This window comes from Ornithinimicrobium panacihumi, assembly GCF_052073805.1.
GTDB classification, from domain to species: Bacteria; Actinomycetota; Actinomycetes; order Actinomycetales; family Dermatophilaceae; genus Ornithinicoccus; species Ornithinicoccus panacihumi.
The window spans coordinates 95881-111756 of record NZ_JBQGWG010000003.1; the positions used below are offsets into that span (position 1 = coordinate 95881).

Annotated in this window: 13 protein-coding genes; 9 read left to right on the plus strand and 4 right to left on the minus strand. The window is 72.8% G+C overall.

Features of this window, described 5'->3' with window-relative positions; genetic code table 11:
• Positions 1-21 precede the first annotated feature (21 nt).
• Both ACTMMA_RS04280 and ACTMMA_RS04285 read right to left on the minus strand, forming a co-directional pair.
• Positions 22-939, minus strand: coding sequence for a glycosyltransferase family 2 protein (locus tag ACTMMA_RS04280; RefSeq protein ID WP_441188857.1), 918 nt, complete (start codon positions 937-939; stop codon positions 22-24).
• 10 nt (positions 940-949) lie between these two features.
• Positions 950-1852 (minus strand): DUF5926 family protein, encoded by a 903-nt coding sequence (locus tag ACTMMA_RS04285; RefSeq protein WP_441188858.1) that lies wholly within the window; start codon positions 1850-1852, stop codon positions 950-952.
• A gap of 38 nt (positions 1853-1890) precedes the next feature.
• Between ACTMMA_RS04285 and ACTMMA_RS04290 the strand changes: the two genes are divergently transcribed.
• From ACTMMA_RS04290 to ACTMMA_RS04320, 7 genes are all read left to right on the plus strand, one after another.
• Complete coding sequence (locus ACTMMA_RS04290; RefSeq protein ID WP_441188859.1) at positions 1891-2946, plus strand: 3-hydroxyisobutyryl-CoA hydrolase; 1056 nt, start codon at positions 1891-1893, stop codon at positions 2944-2946.
• A 180-nt stretch (positions 2947-3126) separates the two neighbouring features.
• The gene (locus tag ACTMMA_RS04295) at positions 3127-3867 is read left to right on the plus strand and encodes a hypothetical protein (protein ID WP_441188860.1); all 741 of its coding nucleotides are present in this window, start codon (positions 3127-3129) and stop codon (positions 3865-3867) included.
• 8 nt (positions 3868-3875) lie between these two features.
• The gene (locus ACTMMA_RS04300; protein WP_441188861.1) at positions 3876-4655 is read left to right on the plus strand and encodes a class F sortase; all 780 of its coding nucleotides are present in this window, start codon (positions 3876-3878) and stop codon (positions 4653-4655) included.
• A gap of 105 nt (positions 4656-4760) precedes the next feature.
• Positions 4761-6263, plus strand: coding sequence for a UDP-N-acetylmuramoyl-L-alanyl-D-glutamate--2,6-diaminopimelate ligase (locus tag ACTMMA_RS04305; RefSeq protein ID WP_441188862.1), 1503 nt, complete (start codon positions 4761-4763; stop codon positions 6261-6263).
• A gap of 435 nt (positions 6264-6698) precedes the next feature.
• Positions 6699-8075 carry an SLC13 family permease gene (locus ACTMMA_RS04310; RefSeq protein WP_441188863.1) on the plus strand — a complete coding sequence of 459 codons (1377 nt, stop codon included), beginning with the start codon at positions 6699-6701 and terminating at the stop codon, positions 8073-8075.
• Positions 8072-10543 carry an ATP-binding protein gene (locus tag ACTMMA_RS04315; RefSeq protein ID WP_441188864.1) on the plus strand — a complete coding sequence of 824 codons (2472 nt, stop codon included), beginning with the start codon at positions 8072-8074 and terminating at the stop codon, positions 10541-10543. The genes ACTMMA_RS04310 and ACTMMA_RS04315 overlap by 4 nt, the downstream gene beginning before the upstream one ends.
• Positions 10540-11022 carry a response regulator gene (locus ACTMMA_RS04320; RefSeq protein WP_441188865.1) on the plus strand — a complete coding sequence of 161 codons (483 nt, stop codon included), beginning with the start codon at positions 10540-10542 and terminating at the stop codon, positions 11020-11022. Before ACTMMA_RS04315 ends, ACTMMA_RS04320 begins: the two co-directional genes overlap by 4 nt.
• Here ACTMMA_RS04320 and ACTMMA_RS04325 read toward each other — a convergent pair.
• The gene (locus ACTMMA_RS04325) at positions 11003-13012 is read right to left on the minus strand and encodes an alpha-amylase family protein (protein ID WP_441188866.1); all 2010 of its coding nucleotides are present in this window, start codon (positions 13010-13012) and stop codon (positions 11003-11005) included. The genes ACTMMA_RS04320 and ACTMMA_RS04325 overlap by 20 nt on opposite strands.
• Positions 13000-13542: a SprT-like domain-containing protein gene (locus ACTMMA_RS04330; RefSeq protein ID WP_441188867.1), complete on the minus strand. Its 543-nt coding sequence runs from the start codon at positions 13540-13542 to the stop codon at positions 13000-13002. The genes ACTMMA_RS04325 and ACTMMA_RS04330 overlap by 13 nt, the downstream gene beginning before the upstream one ends.
• Before the next feature lie 54 nt (positions 13543-13596).
• Here ACTMMA_RS04330 and ACTMMA_RS04335 point away from each other — a divergent pair, with 54 nt between their 5' ends.
• Positions 13597-13983 (plus strand): DUF6394 family protein, encoded by a 387-nt coding sequence (locus ACTMMA_RS04335; protein WP_441188868.1) that lies wholly within the window; start codon positions 13597-13599, stop codon positions 13981-13983.
• A 47-nt stretch (positions 13984-14030) separates the two neighbouring features.
• On the plus strand, positions 14031-15785 hold the full coding sequence (locus ACTMMA_RS04340) for an NAD-binding protein (RefSeq protein WP_441188869.1): 1755 nt from the start codon (positions 14031-14033) through the stop codon (positions 15783-15785).
• The last annotated feature ends 91 nt before the right edge of the window (positions 15786-15876 follow it).

The window sequence follows — 15876 nt, forward strand, 5'->3', positions numbered from 1 at the left end:
CCCGCGCGGCGGCTGGCTCCCTCAAAGGTGGTGCCAGGTGCCGCCCGCGCGGCGGCGGACCTGCTCGACCAACCGGCCGCCACGGCCACGGGCCACCTCGGCCGCCCCGCGAGTGGCTCCCCGGGTGACGCCCCGCGCGACGGCGGACGCCCTCGCCGCTCCCCCGACGACCCCATCGACCACGGCCTTCGGCGCGCCGGAGCGGTCGGCCAGGGCCCGGGTGACGTCGGCCAGCTGACGGGCCCGGTGGGCCTGGGAGGCCAAGTCGCGGCCGGTGACGCGGTGCTGCAGGTGGCAGGGGACCTCGTGGACGCGCAGCCCGGCGCGCAGGACGTCGATGGTCATGCCGACCTCTACGCCCCAGCCGGGAGCGAAGGGCAGCGCGGCGTCGAGGGCCTCGCGGGTGATGCAGCGCTGGCCGGACAGGGGCTGGGTCGGGGTCCAGCCGGTCAGCCGGGTGATGCCCTCGCGGGCGGTGCGCACGACGATCCCGAAGCCGCCCTTGCGGCGGCCGTCCTGCGGCGGGAGCACCGCGATCGTCAGGTCGGCCTCGCCGGCCAGCACCGGCCCGACGAGCACGCCGACGTTGGCCGCCGAGCTCTGCAGGTCGGCGTCGACGAAGAGCACGGGTGCGCCGGGGGCCAGCTCGGCCGCCCGGGCCGCGCCGGTCTCCATCGCCGCCGCCTTGCCGCGGTTGCGCCCGTGGGAGACGACCTCGACCCCGCCGACCCACTCGGCCACGGCCGCGGTCTGGTCGGAGGAGCCGTCGTCGACGACGACCACGTGCGCGACCTCGGGGATGCGCAGCAGCGAGGCCAGGGTGGAGCCGATCCGCTCCTCCTCGTCCTTGGCCGGGACGACCGCAACGACCTGCCCGCCGACGACCTGCCCGCCGACCACCTCGTCGGCGACCGGCCCAGTGACGCCCTGCCCGTTCACGGCTCGTGCCCTATCGCAGCGTCACCTGGCGCGAGACCAGGCCGTCGCGCGCCTTGCGCTCCGCGGGGGTGAGGGGCTCGGACTGGCCGAGCGCGGCCTCATACCGTGCCTGGAGCTCGGCCAGCGCACCGGAGAAGGTGGATGCCTCCGCCTGGGCGTCGACCTCGATGACGGGGACGAGCAGACCGTTGGCGCGGAAGGCGCCGAGCAGCTCGGTGCCCTCGCCGAGGGTGTGGCCGCCGGCGGCCTGGAGGCGGGCCATCGCCTGGAGCGCGGCGTCCTCGTCCTCGCCGAGGATCCAGCGCAGGTAGGAGCGGCCGGTCATGTGGCACCAGTAGGCCGTCGGGGCGCCGTCGACCTTCTCCATCGGGATGGCGGTGTCGTTCATCTGCTCCAGGGCGGCGCGCTGCTCGTCGCTGGCATCCTCGGCCAGCCAGAAGCCGAAGTCCTGGTGCACCGTGGGGGCGAGCTCCTGGCCCGGCGCGAGGATGTCCTCCAGGCGCGGGGTGTCGGCGGTCGCGGGGCGCACGGAGTTGACCGAGGTGCCGGCGTCGGCGGCGAGCGCGGTGAAGATCGCCTGGACCAGGTCGCGGGAGGCGTCGCCGCTGGAGGTGCGGGACTGCAACGCGACGAGGACATCGCCGTTGTCGCGGTGCAGGGCCGGGATCGCGCCGGGCAGCACGGTGACCAGCTGCACCTCGTGCTCGCCGGCGGGGACGGGCTGGCCGCCGACCTCGGTGCCCTCGGGGACGACGACCTTCACCGGGGCGGTCGCGGCCGGGAGGATCTCCCGCATGGCGACCCACTCGGTCTCGTTGGCCAGTCCCTGGAACGGTCGCGCGACGAACGGTGCCCGCTTGGGCGCCGCGGCCCCGTCGGTGGTGCCGCGCTTCTTACGTGATGCCTTACCCATGCCGTGGAGTCTACGTGCGAGAACTACAGTGGCTCGGCATGAGCGCACCTGAGCTGTCCTGGGAGTCGGCACCTGGTCACGGGGAGGAGGTCAGGTATGCGGTGGACGGTCGCCTCGGGCGGGTCCGCCTCAACCGCCCGCGGGCGATCAACGCCCTGGACCGGGCGAGCGTCGACTCGCTGCAGACGCAGCTGAGCGCGTGGGCAGAGGACCCTGCCATCGAGGCGGTCTTCATCGACGGGGAGGGCGAGCGCGGGCTGTGCGCCGGCGGTGACGTCCGGGCGCTGCACGAGGCGATCACGCAGGGCGACTACCAGGTCGCCGAGGACTACTGGGCCGCGGAGTATGCCGTGAACGCCCTCATCGCCGACTATCCCAAGACGTTCGTGGCGTGGATGGACGGCTTCGTCATGGGCGGTGGCGTGGGCGTGTCCGCGCACGGGTCCCTGCGGCTGGCGACCGAACGCACCAAGGTCGCGATGCCGGAGACCACGATCGGGCTGTTCCCCGACGTGGGTGGCCTGTGGTTCCTGGCGCGGGCCGAGGGTGAGCTGGGCACGCACGCGGCGCTGACCGGGGCGCCGGTCGGTGGTGCGGACGCCGTGGTGCTGGGGATGGCCGACGCGGTCGTGCGCTCGGACGCCAAGGAGGAGCTGCTCGAGGCGCTGCGGGCCTACCCGGGCCTGACCGCCGCCGAGCTGCCCGCCGGCCTGCTGGCCGAGCCGGAGCAGTCCTGGCTCAAGGACAACCAGGCATGGATCGACGAGTGCTATGCCGGGGACGACGCCGGGGCGATCATCGACCGGCTGATGGCCAGCGACGTCGCCGAGGCCCGCGAGGCCGGGGCGCTCATCCAGACCAAGTCGCCCCACTCGGTGGCGGTGACGCTGGAGGCGCTGCGCCGGGCCGCGTCGATGGACGTGCACCAGGTGCTGGAGCAGGACACGGTCCTGGGTCGCGCCTTCGCCCGGCACCCCGACTTCGCCGAGGGCATCCGCGCCCAGCTCATCGACAAGGACCGCAACCCCCGCTGGTCCGACGGGTCGGTCGCCGACATCTCGCGCGAGCAGGTCCTGGCGAACTTCGACTCCTGACCCGCCGCCCGCCCGGCCCTCCCCCTCCTCCTCGACCGGCGACACACTCTGCTGTCGACCGGCGACACGGTCTGCCCGCCTCGACCCGCTCAAGTGGCGACATCACGCCACCCGTGCATTTTTTTGTCGGGTAAGTGCACGCAGCCACACAGGGCTGCGCACGTGATGAGGGGAGAACGAATGAAGACCACTTTCCGCCGCGGCGCCGCCCTGGTGGCCGCCGGGTTCATCGTGTCGGCGAGCGCCGGCACTGCCTTCGCCGAGGAGCGCAACCAGCCGGAGTACTGGGAGAACTACCTGATCTCCCTGGGTTATGAGGACGTCAACTGCGAGAAGGTCGCCGATGGCGGCATCGGCAAGACGTGGACCTCGCCCCAGGACTACCTGCTCGTCGTCCTGAAGGCCGGCTCCGACCAGAGCACCGACGGCAAGGCCTACCACGAGAACTGGGAGGTGGCTGCGGGCACCGAGCTGGCGCACCAGACCGGCAAGGACATCTCGCACGTCACGGCCTGCACCGGCGTTCCCGGTGACGACGAGCCCGGTGACCCTGGCGACCCCGGTGACCCTGGCGACCCTGGCGACCCCGGTGACCCTGGCGACCCTGGCGACCCCGGTGACCCTGGCGACCCCGGTGACCCTGGCGACCCCGGTGACCCCGGCGACCCCGGCGACCCCGGTGACCCCGGCAAGCCCGAGGAGCCCGGCAAGCCCGTGGAGCCCGGCAAGCCCGTGGAGCCCGGCAAGCCCGTGGAGCCCGGCGAGCCCGGTGACGACGCCGGCAAGCCCGTGGGCCCGATCGTCCAGACCGACGTCCCGGCCAAGGGCGTCAACCCGGTCGTGCCGCTGAGCGCGCTGGCCGTGGCCGGCGGCCTGGGTCTGGCTGCCACCGGTCTGCGCCGCCGCTCCCAGGAGGGCTGAGCCTGCGGATGACGCAGCAGAACCCGAGCCGGGGGGATCGCACGACTCGTGCGGTCCCCCCGGCCGTCCTCATCATCGGCGGCCTGCTGGTCGCCCTCGTGGCCGGCATCATCCTGGCCACGCAGCTGCTCGGCGGCAGCGACGGCGCCAGCCAGACACGGCCCGGCCCCACCCCGACCGCCCCGACCTCGGCCGCTCCCGTCGACACCGGCCCCACCGTGGACCCGACAGGGGCCGCTCCGAGCACCGAAGAACCGGCCAGGACCACGGGGACGAGCACCAGCCCGACCACCGCGACGGGTGAGGAGACGGGAGAGGCGGGCTACGCCATACCCTCCTCAGACCCTGCCTGGATCCGCATCGCCGCCGGCGGGGTCGACGGCGGGATCGTCCCGCAGGGCCTGGCCGCCGACGGCACGATCAACCCGGGGCGCAACGAGATCATCTGGTTCACCGGCAACGACCGCGTCTCTCCGGGACAGGTGGGCACCTCCGTCATCGCCGCGCACGTGACCTGGGAGGGCGCGCCGGACGCCTTCGCCAACCTGGCCTCGGTCGGCGTCGGCGACGTGGTCGAGGTGGGCTACGCCGACGGCGAGACCCGCAGCTTCGCGGTGCAGGAGGCCATGCCGATCGACAAGGACGCGCTCTCGCGCTCGCTGACGGTCTGGGGCGACCACCCCGACCACCCGCGGCTGGCGATCGTCACCTGCGACGAGACCCAGGGCTACGGCGCGGACGGGCACACCTCCGCCAACTACGTCCTCATCGCCGAACCCACCCCCTGAGCGGGCGACCGGCGACACGGTCTGCTCCCCACCGGCGACACGGTATGCGGCGCACGCGCGCCCCGGTCTGCTCTCGCCGCAGGGCTGGCTGACTAATCTGTCGTCATGCAGCTCCACGCCCTCGCCTCCGCCCTCGACGCCGAGCTCGTCGACACCGCTGACCACCCGCGTGGGGACGTGGTCACCGGGGTGAGCCACCAGTCGGACTGGATCCGACCCGGACAGGCCTTCGTGGCGATCCGTGGGGCGCGGTTCGACGGGCACGCCTTCGTCGACGACGCGATCGAGCGCGGTGCGGTGGCGATCATCGGGGAGGGTCTGCCGGACGGCCTGTCCTGCTCCATCCCCTACCTGCGCGTGGCCTCCGCCCGGGCGGCGCTGGCCGACGCGGCCGCGGCGATCATGGGGGCGCCGTCGGCGAAGTTGACCGTGCTCGGCGTGACCGGCACCGACGGCAAGACCACGACCTCCTGCCTGGCGCTGCACCTCCTGCGGGAGACCGGCGCTCCGACCGGTCTGCTGTCGACGATCGGCTACCAGCTGCCCGACGGCGTGCTGCGGCAGCCGCCGACCCACTTCACCACGCCGGAGGCGCCGCAGGTGCAGCAGATCCTGCGGGACATGGTCGAGGCGGGGGCGAGCACGGCCGTCGTCGAGAGCTCCAGCCACGCGCTGGCGATGGACCGCGTGCGAGGCGTGCAGTACGACATCGGGATCTGGACCAACCTCACCGGGGAGCACCTGGACTTCCACGGCACGATGGAGCAGTACTTCGCCGACAAGGCCAAGCTGGTCCGTCGCGCCGCGCACAGCATCCTCAACGTCGACGACCAGCCATGGTTCGACCAGCTGGTGCAGATCGCGGGCGAGGAGGGGCACGCGTTCACGACCTACTCGGCCGAGGGCGGCGAGGCGGACTGGCGCGCCATCGACATCGTCGAGGGGCCGGAGGCGCTGACCTTCACGGTGCACTCCCCTTCCGGAAGCGCCGAGGCGACGCTGCCGATGGTGGGCCGTTTCAACGTCGCCAACGCCCTGGCCGCGATGGCGGGCGTGTCCGCCACCGGGGTGGGGCTGGAGGACCTGGTGGCCGCCCTGGCCACCTTCCCCGGGGTCGCCGGCCGGATGGAGATGGTCGAGCGTCGCGAGGGCGAGCCCCGCGTGATCGTCGACTTCGCCCACACGGCGCCGAGCCTGGAGAAGGCGCTCTCGACCGTCCGCGTGACCACCGAGGGTGAGCTCTGGGTCGTGCTGGGGTCGGCCGGCGGGCCCCGTGACCCCTCCAAGCGGGCACCCCTGGGCGAGTGTTCGACGCGGATGGCCGACCACGTGGTCTTCACCGAGGAGGACCACCGGACCACGCCGCTGCAGGAGATCCTGGACGAGATGGAGCGGGGCGCGCGGGAGGCCGGTCGGGACAACTACGTGTCCATCGGCGACCGCACCGAGGCCATCCGTCACGCCGTGCGGGAGGCCGGACCGCTCGACACCGTCGTCCTCGCCGGCAAGGGGCCCGAGGAGACCATGGAGCGGGGCGAGGAGCTCTTCCCGTGGGCCGAGATCGAGGAGGCCCGCCGGGCGCTCGCGATCAGGCGGGGCGAGGGCTGACGGGAGCGCGCCTCGCCAGGGCGCGCGCTCGCCAGCGCAGACACGCCTCGCCAGCGCAGACGCGCCTCGCCAGGGGGCGTCACTCGCCACCCGCCGGGCAGGTCGCAGCCCCTCCTGTCTCAGGCCTGCTCTGCCCCCTAAGGGTTTGCTCGCTGTCAGCGAGCAAACCCGTAGGGAGCAGAAGGTGGCGCCGGTCGGTGGGGCGGGGTCGTCAAAACTGCGGTGGATCGTTCGTCACGGGGGGGGAGGTCGCACCCACGGCCCGCGGTGCCTGGCAGGGTCGACCACTTCATGCGGCTTCTGAACCTGTGTGCCGGTTATAACCGGCGTCAAGTGGAGTACCCCGCATGAAGTCGACCGCCGTGGACGGCACAGCCCCTCCGTGTCGCAGGTGGGCAGCCGACCCCGCCTCCGGTCGTGGATAGGCTGGGAAGCATGCTTGGCGGGACCACCACACAGAAGATCGGCGTGGTCGCCGCCGTCCTCGCCTTCCTCCTCCCGCTCCTCGTCGACGTGCCCGGCCTCGAGCCGGCCGGGGAGCGGATGCTGTCGATCTTCCTGATGGCGATCGTCCTCTTCGTCACCGAGGCGATCCCGCTGGTGGCCACGGCGGTGCTCATCATCTTCCTGCAGGTGCTCATGCTCACCGAGCAGGCGCTGGTCCCCCTGGCCGAGCCGGCCGCGACGTCGCGGGAGTTCTGGGCGACCCTGGCCGACCCGGTGATCATCCTCTTCCTGGGCGGCTTCCTGCTGGCCGACGGCGCCGCCAAGTACGCCCTCGACCGCAACCTGGCCGCCCTCATCCTCACGCCCTTCCGCAAGGACGCCCGGCTGGCGATGCTGGCGCTGATCCTCATGACGGCCGTGCTGTCGATGTTCATGTCCAACACGGCCACGACGGCCACGATGTTCGCGGTCCTCCTGCCGGTCCTCTCCGGCCTGCCGAGCGCCGCGGCCCGCACCGGCTTCGCCCTGGCCATCCCGGTCGCGGCCAACGTCGGCGGCATCGGCACCCCCGTCGGGTCGCCGCCCAACGCGATCGCCCTCGGCGCCCTCGCCGTCCAGGGTCGCACGGTCTCCTTCGTCGACTGGATGATCGCGACCGTCCCCCTCATGCTGCTGCTCCTGCTGCTGGGCTGGGTCTACCTGAGCTGGCGCTACGTGCCGGCCAGGACGCCGCTGGAGCTCAACCTCACGACCTCCTTCGTCACCTCCCCGGCCGCGATCGTCTTCTACGTCACCGCCGCCGCGACCGTGCTGCTGTGGCTGACCGAGGCGCTGCACGGCATACCCTCCACGACCGTCGGCTTCCTGCCGGTCGTCGTCCTCCTGGCCACGACCGTGATGACCGGCGACGACCTGCGCATGCTCCAGTGGCCGGTGCTGTGGCTGGTCGCCGGCGGCATCGCCCTGGGTCACGGGGTCGGCGCGAGCGGGCTGGACGACTGGCTCATCGGGCTCGTGGACTGGGCCGCGATGCCCGGCACCGTGCTCCTGCTGGTCCTGGCCGGCGTCGCGGTCGGCCTGGGCGCCGTCATCTCCAACTCGGCGATGGCCAACCTGCTGATCCCGATCGCCATCGCCCTGGCCGGCACGCTCGGGCTCGACCTGGTCACCGTGGCGATGGTGGTCGCGGTGGCCTGCGGGCTGGGGATGTTCCTGCCGGTCTCGACCCCGCCCAACGCGATCGCCTACGCCACCGGCACGATCACCACCGCCCAGATGGTCGCCGCCGGCGTGATGATCGGCGTCGTCGGCGCGCTGCTGACCGCCCTGGCGCTGCCGGCCTACTGGTCCTGGATCGGGCTGTGAGCCAGGTCGAGCCGTTCGCCGGCGCGCGATCCCTCGACGGACGTGCCGCGGCGGACGGCAGCCCGACCCCCGCGCCGGCGTCCTCCTACGCCGTGGTGGTGGGCACCGGGGAGCTCGCGGGGCTGGCGGTCGACGAGCTGACCGGCGTCACCTCCGGCGTGCACCGCGTCGACCGCCCCGAGGACCTCGTCGGCTGGGCGCCCCCGACCGACCGCTGGGTGGCCGTCCTCGTCCTCATCGACCGTGACGACGGCGTCGGGATCGACGGCGTGGTCAAGACGCTGCTCGGACTCCCGGCCCTCGGCGACGCGCGGCTGCTCGTCGTCACCACGCGCACCTCGCTGACCGACATGTCGCGCAGCGTCGACGCGGGCTTCGTGGACGGCGTGGTCGCTGCCCCGTGGACCCCCGGCAACCTCTCCCGGTATGCAGAGGCTCAGGTCTCCCGAGCCGCTCTCCTCGCGGGGCGCCCGGCTCCCTGGGAGCGCAGCGACAGCGAGCTGCTGCGCCGGCTGGTGATGGGCACCGACGCCGCGGCCGAGGAGCTGCTCGCGGCGATCGAGACCGTGCTGGGGCCGCGCCCCAGGGTGCACCTGGACAAGGGCGTGCGGATCACGGTGCCCGAGGAACGCCTCAACCAGGTCTTCCTCGTGCTCAAGGGCCGCGTCGTGCTGACCGTGACCTCCCCCGCCGGCGAGGTGGTGCTGCATCACGCCTCGACCGGTCCCCTCGTCGGCCTCGTAGCCCTGACCGAGATGCAGCACAGCACGGTGACGGCGAGGACCACCAGCCGGTGCGAGATGGTGTCGCTGACGCTGGAGCAGCTGGACTACGCGCTGACCCGCAACCCGGACGTGGGCACCGCCCTCACCGCCCTGACCATGCGGGCGCTGACGACGCGGCTGCGTCGTTCGGAGCAGCTGCACATCAAGAACGCCACGCTCACCGCCGAGCTGCGCGCGACCTTGGAGGAGCTGCGGGCCGCCCGGGTTGAGCTGGTCGAGCAGGCGCGGATGGCGACCCTGGGCGAGCTGGCCGCCGGTATCGCCCACGAGCTCAACAACCCGGCCGCCACCGTGACCCGGGGCGTGGACCATCTCTCCAGCGACCTGCGGGCGCTCCTGGGCGGACCACCACCGGCGCCTGCCCGCGAGCAGGCCCGTGAGAGGGCGAGCGCGGTCCGTGGTGCGGTCGGCCTGGTCCGGGCGCTGCTGCCGGGCCGGGTCCGGAATGCCGTGGTGACCCGGGAGGCCGGGGCGGTCAGGGACGCCCGGGCGGTCGGAGCGGGCGAGACACATGAACTCCCCCGACGGCATGCCGGTCACGACCCGGTGCTCGACGCGCTGGTCAGCGCCGAGGAGCGCGACCACGTGTCCGCCGGGCAGGAGCGGGCGCTGCGCCGGGCACTCGCGGGGGTGGTCGACGACCCGGCGATGGTCCGACGCCTCGTCGCTGCGGGGGTGCACGACCCGGAACAGGCCCGCGCGCTGGTGGAGGGCTCGCCGGACCTGCTCGCCCGGGTGGAGAAGGCCGCGGGCATCGGGGCGGCCCTCAGGTCGGTCCGGGTCGCCGGCCACCACATCGCCACCCTCGTCTCGGCGCTGCACACGCACGCCCGGCCCGACCCCGACGGCGACCAGGAGCTGCACGAGCCGACCGACGTCGCGGCCACCGTGCAGGATGCGCTGCGGCTGCTCGAGCACCGGCTCCGGGACGTCCGCGTCGAGGTCGAGGTCGAGCAGGGCCTGTCGCCGGTCGTCAGTGGGCCGGGCCTGCTGACCCAGGTGTGGACCAACCTGCTGTCCAACGCGGCCGAGGCGATCACGCGCGCCCGCACGACCGCAGAGGGCGAGGGCTCCGGGAACGGCGCCGGTGCCGCTGCCAGGGCCAGTGCCAGTGCCGGAGACGGTGCCGCTGCCAGTGCCAATGCCGGTGACGGTGCCGGGCCGGGGGTGATCACGGTCAGGGTGTACGCCAGGCCCGCCCAGACCCCGCCCACCGACCGGTCGACGGATCTGTCGGCGACCTCGACCGGCCAGTTCGTGGTGCCCACCGCCGACCTGGGGACGTCGGACATGGCTGCCCCGGAGGTCGTCACCGTCGAGGTCGAGGACGACGGCCCGGGGGTCCCCGCACCGCTGCAGGAGCAGGTGTTCACGCCGAGGTTCACGACCAAGCACGGCGTGGTGCGTTACGGCCTGGGCCTGGGGCTGGGCATCGCCCGGAGCATCGTCGGTCGGCACGGTGGCCGGATGACGCTGGACTCCCGGCCCGGCCGGACGGTCTTCACCGTCGACCTGCCCGCCGCGGGCGCGCCACACCTGACCCCGACGCTGGGTGGGGACCCGAGGTCGGACGGGAGCCCGACGCCGGAGAGCAGCCCGGGGCCGGACGGGACCCGGCCCACCGCCAGAGGCGAGGCGTCCGAGGGTGGGGCGCCGCCGCATACCCCGAAGGAGGAAGCATGAGGCTCACCGTGCTGGTGCTCGAGGACGAGCCCGACGTGCGCGAGGCGCTGGAGCGCGACCTGGAGCCGCTGGCGGCCCACGTGCGCGTGGAGCCGGCGCAGGACGTCGAGGACGCCCGGGAGGTGATGGCCGAGGTCGCCGCCGACAAAGACGTGCTCGCGGTGGTGCTGGCCGACCACCGGATGCCGGGGACGACGGGGGTGGACTTCCTCGTCGAGCTCGCGCAGGACCCGGCGACGCGGCACGTCGCGGCGGTGCTGGTCACGGGGCAGGCCGACCAGGCCGACACGATCCGGGCGCTGAACCTGGCGGGGCTGGACTACTACATCGCCAAGCCGTGGGACCCCGACGAGCTGCGGGCTGTGGTCCGCACGACCCTCACTGACGTGGTGGAGGAGCTGCGGCTGGACCCGCTGCCCCACCTGGCCGCGCTCGACCCCGCCCGGGCGATGGACCTGGTCAGACGTCGGACGCCTTGACCAGCCACACCGGCTGATAGGTCGACAGGTAGAGCGAGCCGTCGGCGGTCCGGTTGGGCGGGTAGCCGTTCAGCGCGTCCACGCACTCGTTCAGGCTCAGCTGACCCAGCTCGCGCACCCACCACTCCGGGACCTGCCGGGCCTGCTCGGTGACGTTGTAGAGCCCGAGCATGGTGCCGACCGGGTGGCGACGCAGCACCGCGAAGACGCCGGGGTCGGGGGCCGCGACCGGCTCGGCGGAGACGCTGGCGTGCAGGTGCGGGAGCCGGGCACGCACCCGCGCCAGGTGGCGCAGCCCCGAGAGCACGCGACCGGTCGGTGACGAGGGCTGCTCGACCGCGTCGCGCACCCGGTCCCAGTCCAGCCGAGGCCGGTGCGCCCACCGGTTGTCGTCGGCGTGCTCGGGGGTCAGCGCCCAGGAGGTGTCGTTGAGCTGGGCGACCTCGTCGCCGGACCAGATCACCGGGATCCCGCCCCAGCCGTAGACGATCGCGTAACCCAGCAGGATCCGCGCCACCGCGTCGTCGACCGCGTGCGAGGCGTCCTCGAAACCGTCGATGTCGACGGCCGCGTCGAGCGCCGCCAGGGCGTGGCCGAGCCCGGCCAGGCTCGCGGCGGTGCCCGAGATCCGCATGTCGCCGGTGGCCTGGTTGTGCTGGAAGACCAGGCCCTCGGCGGTGCTGCCCTCGAACTGCCCGGAGTAGAACTCGGACAGGAAGAGCCGGTGCTGCCAGCCCTGGGCCATCACCGCGCGGGCGTCGTCGTCGTCGATCGCCCAGCCGATGTCGTCGTGGCAGCGCAGGTAGGTCAGCCAGCTCGTGCTCGCCGGCACCGCCGGGAAGCGCCCGAGGGCGTGCGTGGCCAGCCGGGAGTCGCGCGAGGCCAGCATCGACCAGACCTGGACCATGAGGCTGTTGTGGTAGGCGAGGTCGGAGACCTTGCCGTGGTGCTGGCCCTGCCCCAGGTAGTGCACGACGTCGTTGGGGCCCACGATCGCCTCGGCCTTGAAGATCAGCGACGGGGCGGCGATCTTGGCCACGGCCCGCAGCGCCTGGGTCAGCTGGTGGACCTCGGGCTCGTTCTGGCAGGCGGTGCCCATCCGCTTCCACAGGAAGGCGATGGCGTCCAGCCGCAGGATCTCCACGCCCTGGTTGGCCAGGTGGAGCACGACGTCGGCCAGCTCGCAGAAGACGTCAGGGTTGGACCAGGCCAGGTCCCACTGGTAGTCGTTGAAGGTCGTCCACACCCAGCCGCCCAGCTCGTCGTCCCAGGTGAAGTTGCCGGGCGCGAAGGCGGGGAAGACCTCCGGCAGGGTCCGCTCGAGCTCGTCGGGGACGGTGCGGTCGGGGAAGACGTGGAAGTAGGCGCGGTAGTGCTCGTCCCCCGCGCGCGCCGCGACCGCCCACGGGTGCTCGCGCGCGACGTGGTTGAGGACGAGGTCCAGGCACAGGCTGATCCCCTCGCCGCGCAGGGTGCGGGCCAGCTCGCGCAGGTCCTCCATCGTGCCCAGGTCGGGCCGCACGGAGCGGTAGTCGGCGACCGCGTAGCCACCGTCGTTGGGCGCCTCCCGCGTGGCCAGCAGCGGCATGAGGTGCAGATAGCCCACGCCGAGGTCCTTGAGGTGCCCGACCCGCTGCGCCACCCCCGCCAGCCCGCTCGCCCCGGGCGCGAACCGGTCGGCGTAGGCGGCGTAGCCGACCATCCCGGGCCGTTGGAACCAGTCCGGCTCCAGGGAGCGCCGCTCGTCCAGCAGGTGCAGCTCGTCCTCCCTCTCCCGGTATGCGGCAGCAGCCTTCTCCAGCACGTGCCCCGCGAGCGTGGTCGGGTCGGGATAGGGGGCCAGGCCGTCCACCAGGTCCGGCCACCACCGGGCCACACGCAGCCCGAAGGTGGTGCGCCGGTGCGCGGGCAGGCCGGCCAGCGCCTCCTCGAGGCGGGCACGGACATCCTGTGGGAGCGCGGTCGGCCAGGGGCTCGTCACGTCCCCCATCCCACCACAGTGGTGCCCCGCGCCCGGAGCAGGGCGAGATCGCGGCGCACGGCGGGGCCGAGCTGCTCGAAGGGCACGGGCTGCCCGTCCAGGCGCCAGCGCAGCACCCGGTCGCCGGTCGTCGCGCCCCGGCAGCGGGCGCACAGCAGGATCCGGCTGGGGCGGCGGTGGCGGTGGACGACGTGCCCGGCCACGCACCGGCCCTGCCAGCGCCCCGGGACCACCGGCTCCTCCCCGCCGGCGTAGCCCCGCTGCCCGGTCGCGCCGATCGCCACGGCCTGCCGGCGCCACACGGCGTCGTGCCCGTGCCGCGGCCCGACGAGGGCGTGGGCGATCTCGTGCAGCACCGTCTCGCGGACCTGCTCCTCGTCGTGGGCGGCCGTCAGGGCCCGGCTCAGGGTGATCCGGCGGTCGGTGAAGTGGCACGCCCCGGCCCGCACGCGCGCCCGGTCGTAGGCGAACGTCCAGGACGTCAGCCCGTGCCGGTCCATGAGGGTGCGCGCCAGCTGCGCGGCCGCGGTGAGATCCACGCCTCGAATCCTAGGATCGGGCACCGACAGGCCGTCGGCGTTATGGTCGGTCGTGTGAACCTAGAGAAGGTCGTCTTCGGCTTCTTCGTCCTCCTGGCCGCCACGCTCAACTTCGGCTACGTGATCGGCGACATGAGCGACAAGGACCTGCACAACGTCTACGAGCTCTACGCGGCCGTGGCGGTCAACATCATCGCCACCATCCTCAAGTTCGGCGACCGCACCCAGATCGGCGCGGTCCACCTCGCGACCAGCCTGGTCGCCAGCATCCAGCTGATCATCGCGGCCGGCGTCTGGATCTGGACCTCCAACGTCGACCCCGGCGGCATCACGGAGGCCGCCCTGGCCAGCGTCGTCTCGATCGCCGCCGGAGCCCTGCTGGCCAACGTCGTCTCGGTGATCCTGCTGGTGATCGAGACCGTCTCCTACCGGCACCGCTGAGCCGGCCGACGGCCCGCGCGAGAACCGGCACCTGAACCGCATACCCCATGGTCAACCTCCTCCAGCTGCTGCACAGGGGCAAGCCCGCGCGCTTCCGCCCCGACAGCCTGCGGCGGGTGCGGGTCGACGTCCCCGACGAGCCGCAGACCACCGACGCGGTCTTCCTGGTCCTGCGCCGCATGCGCGGCCCCCTGATCCTCTTCGTCGCCGTCTTCTCGATCATGAGCTTCGGGCTCTCGGTGATGCCGGGGTCCGAGGAGCACCCGGAGCGCCTGGGGCTCTTCGACAGCTTCTACATCGTCAGCTACACCGGTCTGACGATCGGCTTCGGCGAGGTGCCGCACGAGTTCTCCTACCCGCAGCGGATCTGGGTCACGATCACGATCTACGCGTGCGTGATGACGTGGACCTACGCCGCCGGTGCCCTCATCGCGCTGGCGCAGGAGCGCACCTTCCGCCAGGCGATCAACCTGCAGCGCTTCCGCCGCAAGGTCAGCAACATCCAGACGCCCTTCGTGCTGGTCGTCGGCTACGGCCAGGCCGGGCAGGCCGTGTGCCGCGCGCTGGACGACCAGGGCCGCACGTTCGTGGTGCTGGACAACGACGAGGAGCGGGTGCAGCGGGTGGCCTTCGACGGCTACAGCAACGACATCGCCGCCTATGCCGCCTCCGGCCGCGACCCCCGGCTGCTGGGCGTCGCGGGGCTCGGGCACGACCACTGCGAGGCGGTCCTGGCCCTCACCGACAACGACGAGACCAACCTCTCGGTCGTGATGTCGGTCAACCTGCTGCGCCCCGAGCTGATGGTCATCGCCCGCTGCAGCGACCGGGAGATGGCCCAGCAGATGCACGACTTCGCGGCGGACGTGATCATCAACCCCTTCGACCGGTATGGGGCGTTCCTGGTCATGGCTCTGCGTCGCCCGAGCGGGTTCCGGCTCGCGTCCTGGCTGATGAGCCCGCGCGGCACCGAGCTGCCGACCAAGCTGGAGCACCTCAGCGACGGCCAGTGGGTGGTGTGCGCCGACGGCAGCTTCGGGGTGGAGGTCACGCGGGACCTGGAGAGCGCCGGGATGGAGGTCCTGCTCGTCGACCCGGCCTACGGGCGCCCGGACGTCTCCGACGCGGTCGGCTTCATCGCCGGCGCCGAGTCCGACATCGTCAACCTGGCGATGGCCGCCCACGCCCGGATCGAGAATGACGACCTCTTCATCGCCGTCCGGCAGAACTCCGCGGTCAACGAGGCGCCGCTGCGGGCCTTCGACGCCGACTCCGTCTTCGTCCCCACCGAGCTGCTCGCCCGTGAGGCGGTCGCGCGGATCACCTCGCCCAACTACTGGTCCTTCATCGACCACGTGCTGCACGAGGACGACGAGTGGGACGCGCAGGTCATGGAGGAGATCGTCTCCGTCGTCGGCGACGAGACCCCGACGAGCATGATGATCCGCTTCGAGATGCAGACCGCCCCGGCCGCGGTGCGCTGGATGCGGACCTCGACCCTGACCATCGGGGACCTGCTGCGCGACCCCGACGGCCGGGAAGGACGGCTCGCGGCTTTCCCCGCCGTGCTCGTCCACGACGGGCGGCGGCTCTTCACGCCCAGGCTGGACCAGAAGATCAGCGAGGGCGACCAGCTCCTCCTGCTGGGCAAGGAGCGCGACCTCCACATGGTCCAGTCGACGGTCTTCTACGACTCGGCCGTGGAGTATGTCGTCACCGGCCGCGAGGTCGCCACCGCCTGGTTCTTCCGGCAGGTGCAGAAGTGGCGCTGGCGGAGGCAGGGGCGCTACCCGGCCGCGTGAGCCGCTCGGCGACCGCCTGGGGTCGCCATCCGCACCGTCGCGACACCTCTCAACGGTTTTTCCGACATTTTCTCGGTCACGCGTCCTCGCA

Excerpts from the sequence above, each read along its gene's own strand:
- ACTMMA_RS04285 (WP_441188858.1), bottom strand. The coding sequence starts at position 1,852 with ATGGGTAAGGCATCACGTAAGAAGCGCGGCACCACCGACGGGGCCGCG.
- ACTMMA_RS04290 (WP_441188859.1), top strand. The coding sequence starts at position 1,891 with ATGAGCGCACCTGAGCTGTCCTGGGAGTCGGCACCTGGTCACGGGGAG.
- ACTMMA_RS04295 (WP_441188860.1), top strand. The coding sequence starts at position 3,127 with ATGAAGACCACTTTCCGCCGCGGCGCCGCCCTGGTGGCCGCCGGGTTC.
- ACTMMA_RS04300 (WP_441188861.1), top strand. The coding sequence starts at position 3,876 with ATGACGCAGCAGAACCCGAGCCGGGGGGATCGCACGACTCGTGCGGTC.
- ACTMMA_RS04305 (WP_441188862.1), top strand. The coding sequence starts at position 4,761 with ATGCAGCTCCACGCCCTCGCCTCCGCCCTCGACGCCGAGCTCGTCGAC.
- ACTMMA_RS04310 (WP_441188863.1), top strand. The coding sequence starts at position 6,699 with ATGCTTGGCGGGACCACCACACAGAAGATCGGCGTGGTCGCCGCCGTC.
- ACTMMA_RS04320 (WP_441188865.1), top strand. The coding sequence starts at position 10,540 with ATGAGGCTCACCGTGCTGGTGCTCGAGGACGAGCCCGACGTGCGCGAG.
- ACTMMA_RS04325 (WP_441188866.1), bottom strand. The coding sequence starts at position 13,012 with ATGGGGGACGTGACGAGCCCCTGGCCGACCGCGCTCCCACAGGATGTC.
- ACTMMA_RS04340 (WP_441188869.1), top strand. The coding sequence starts at position 14,031 with ATGGTCAACCTCCTCCAGCTGCTGCACAGGGGCAAGCCCGCGCGCTTC.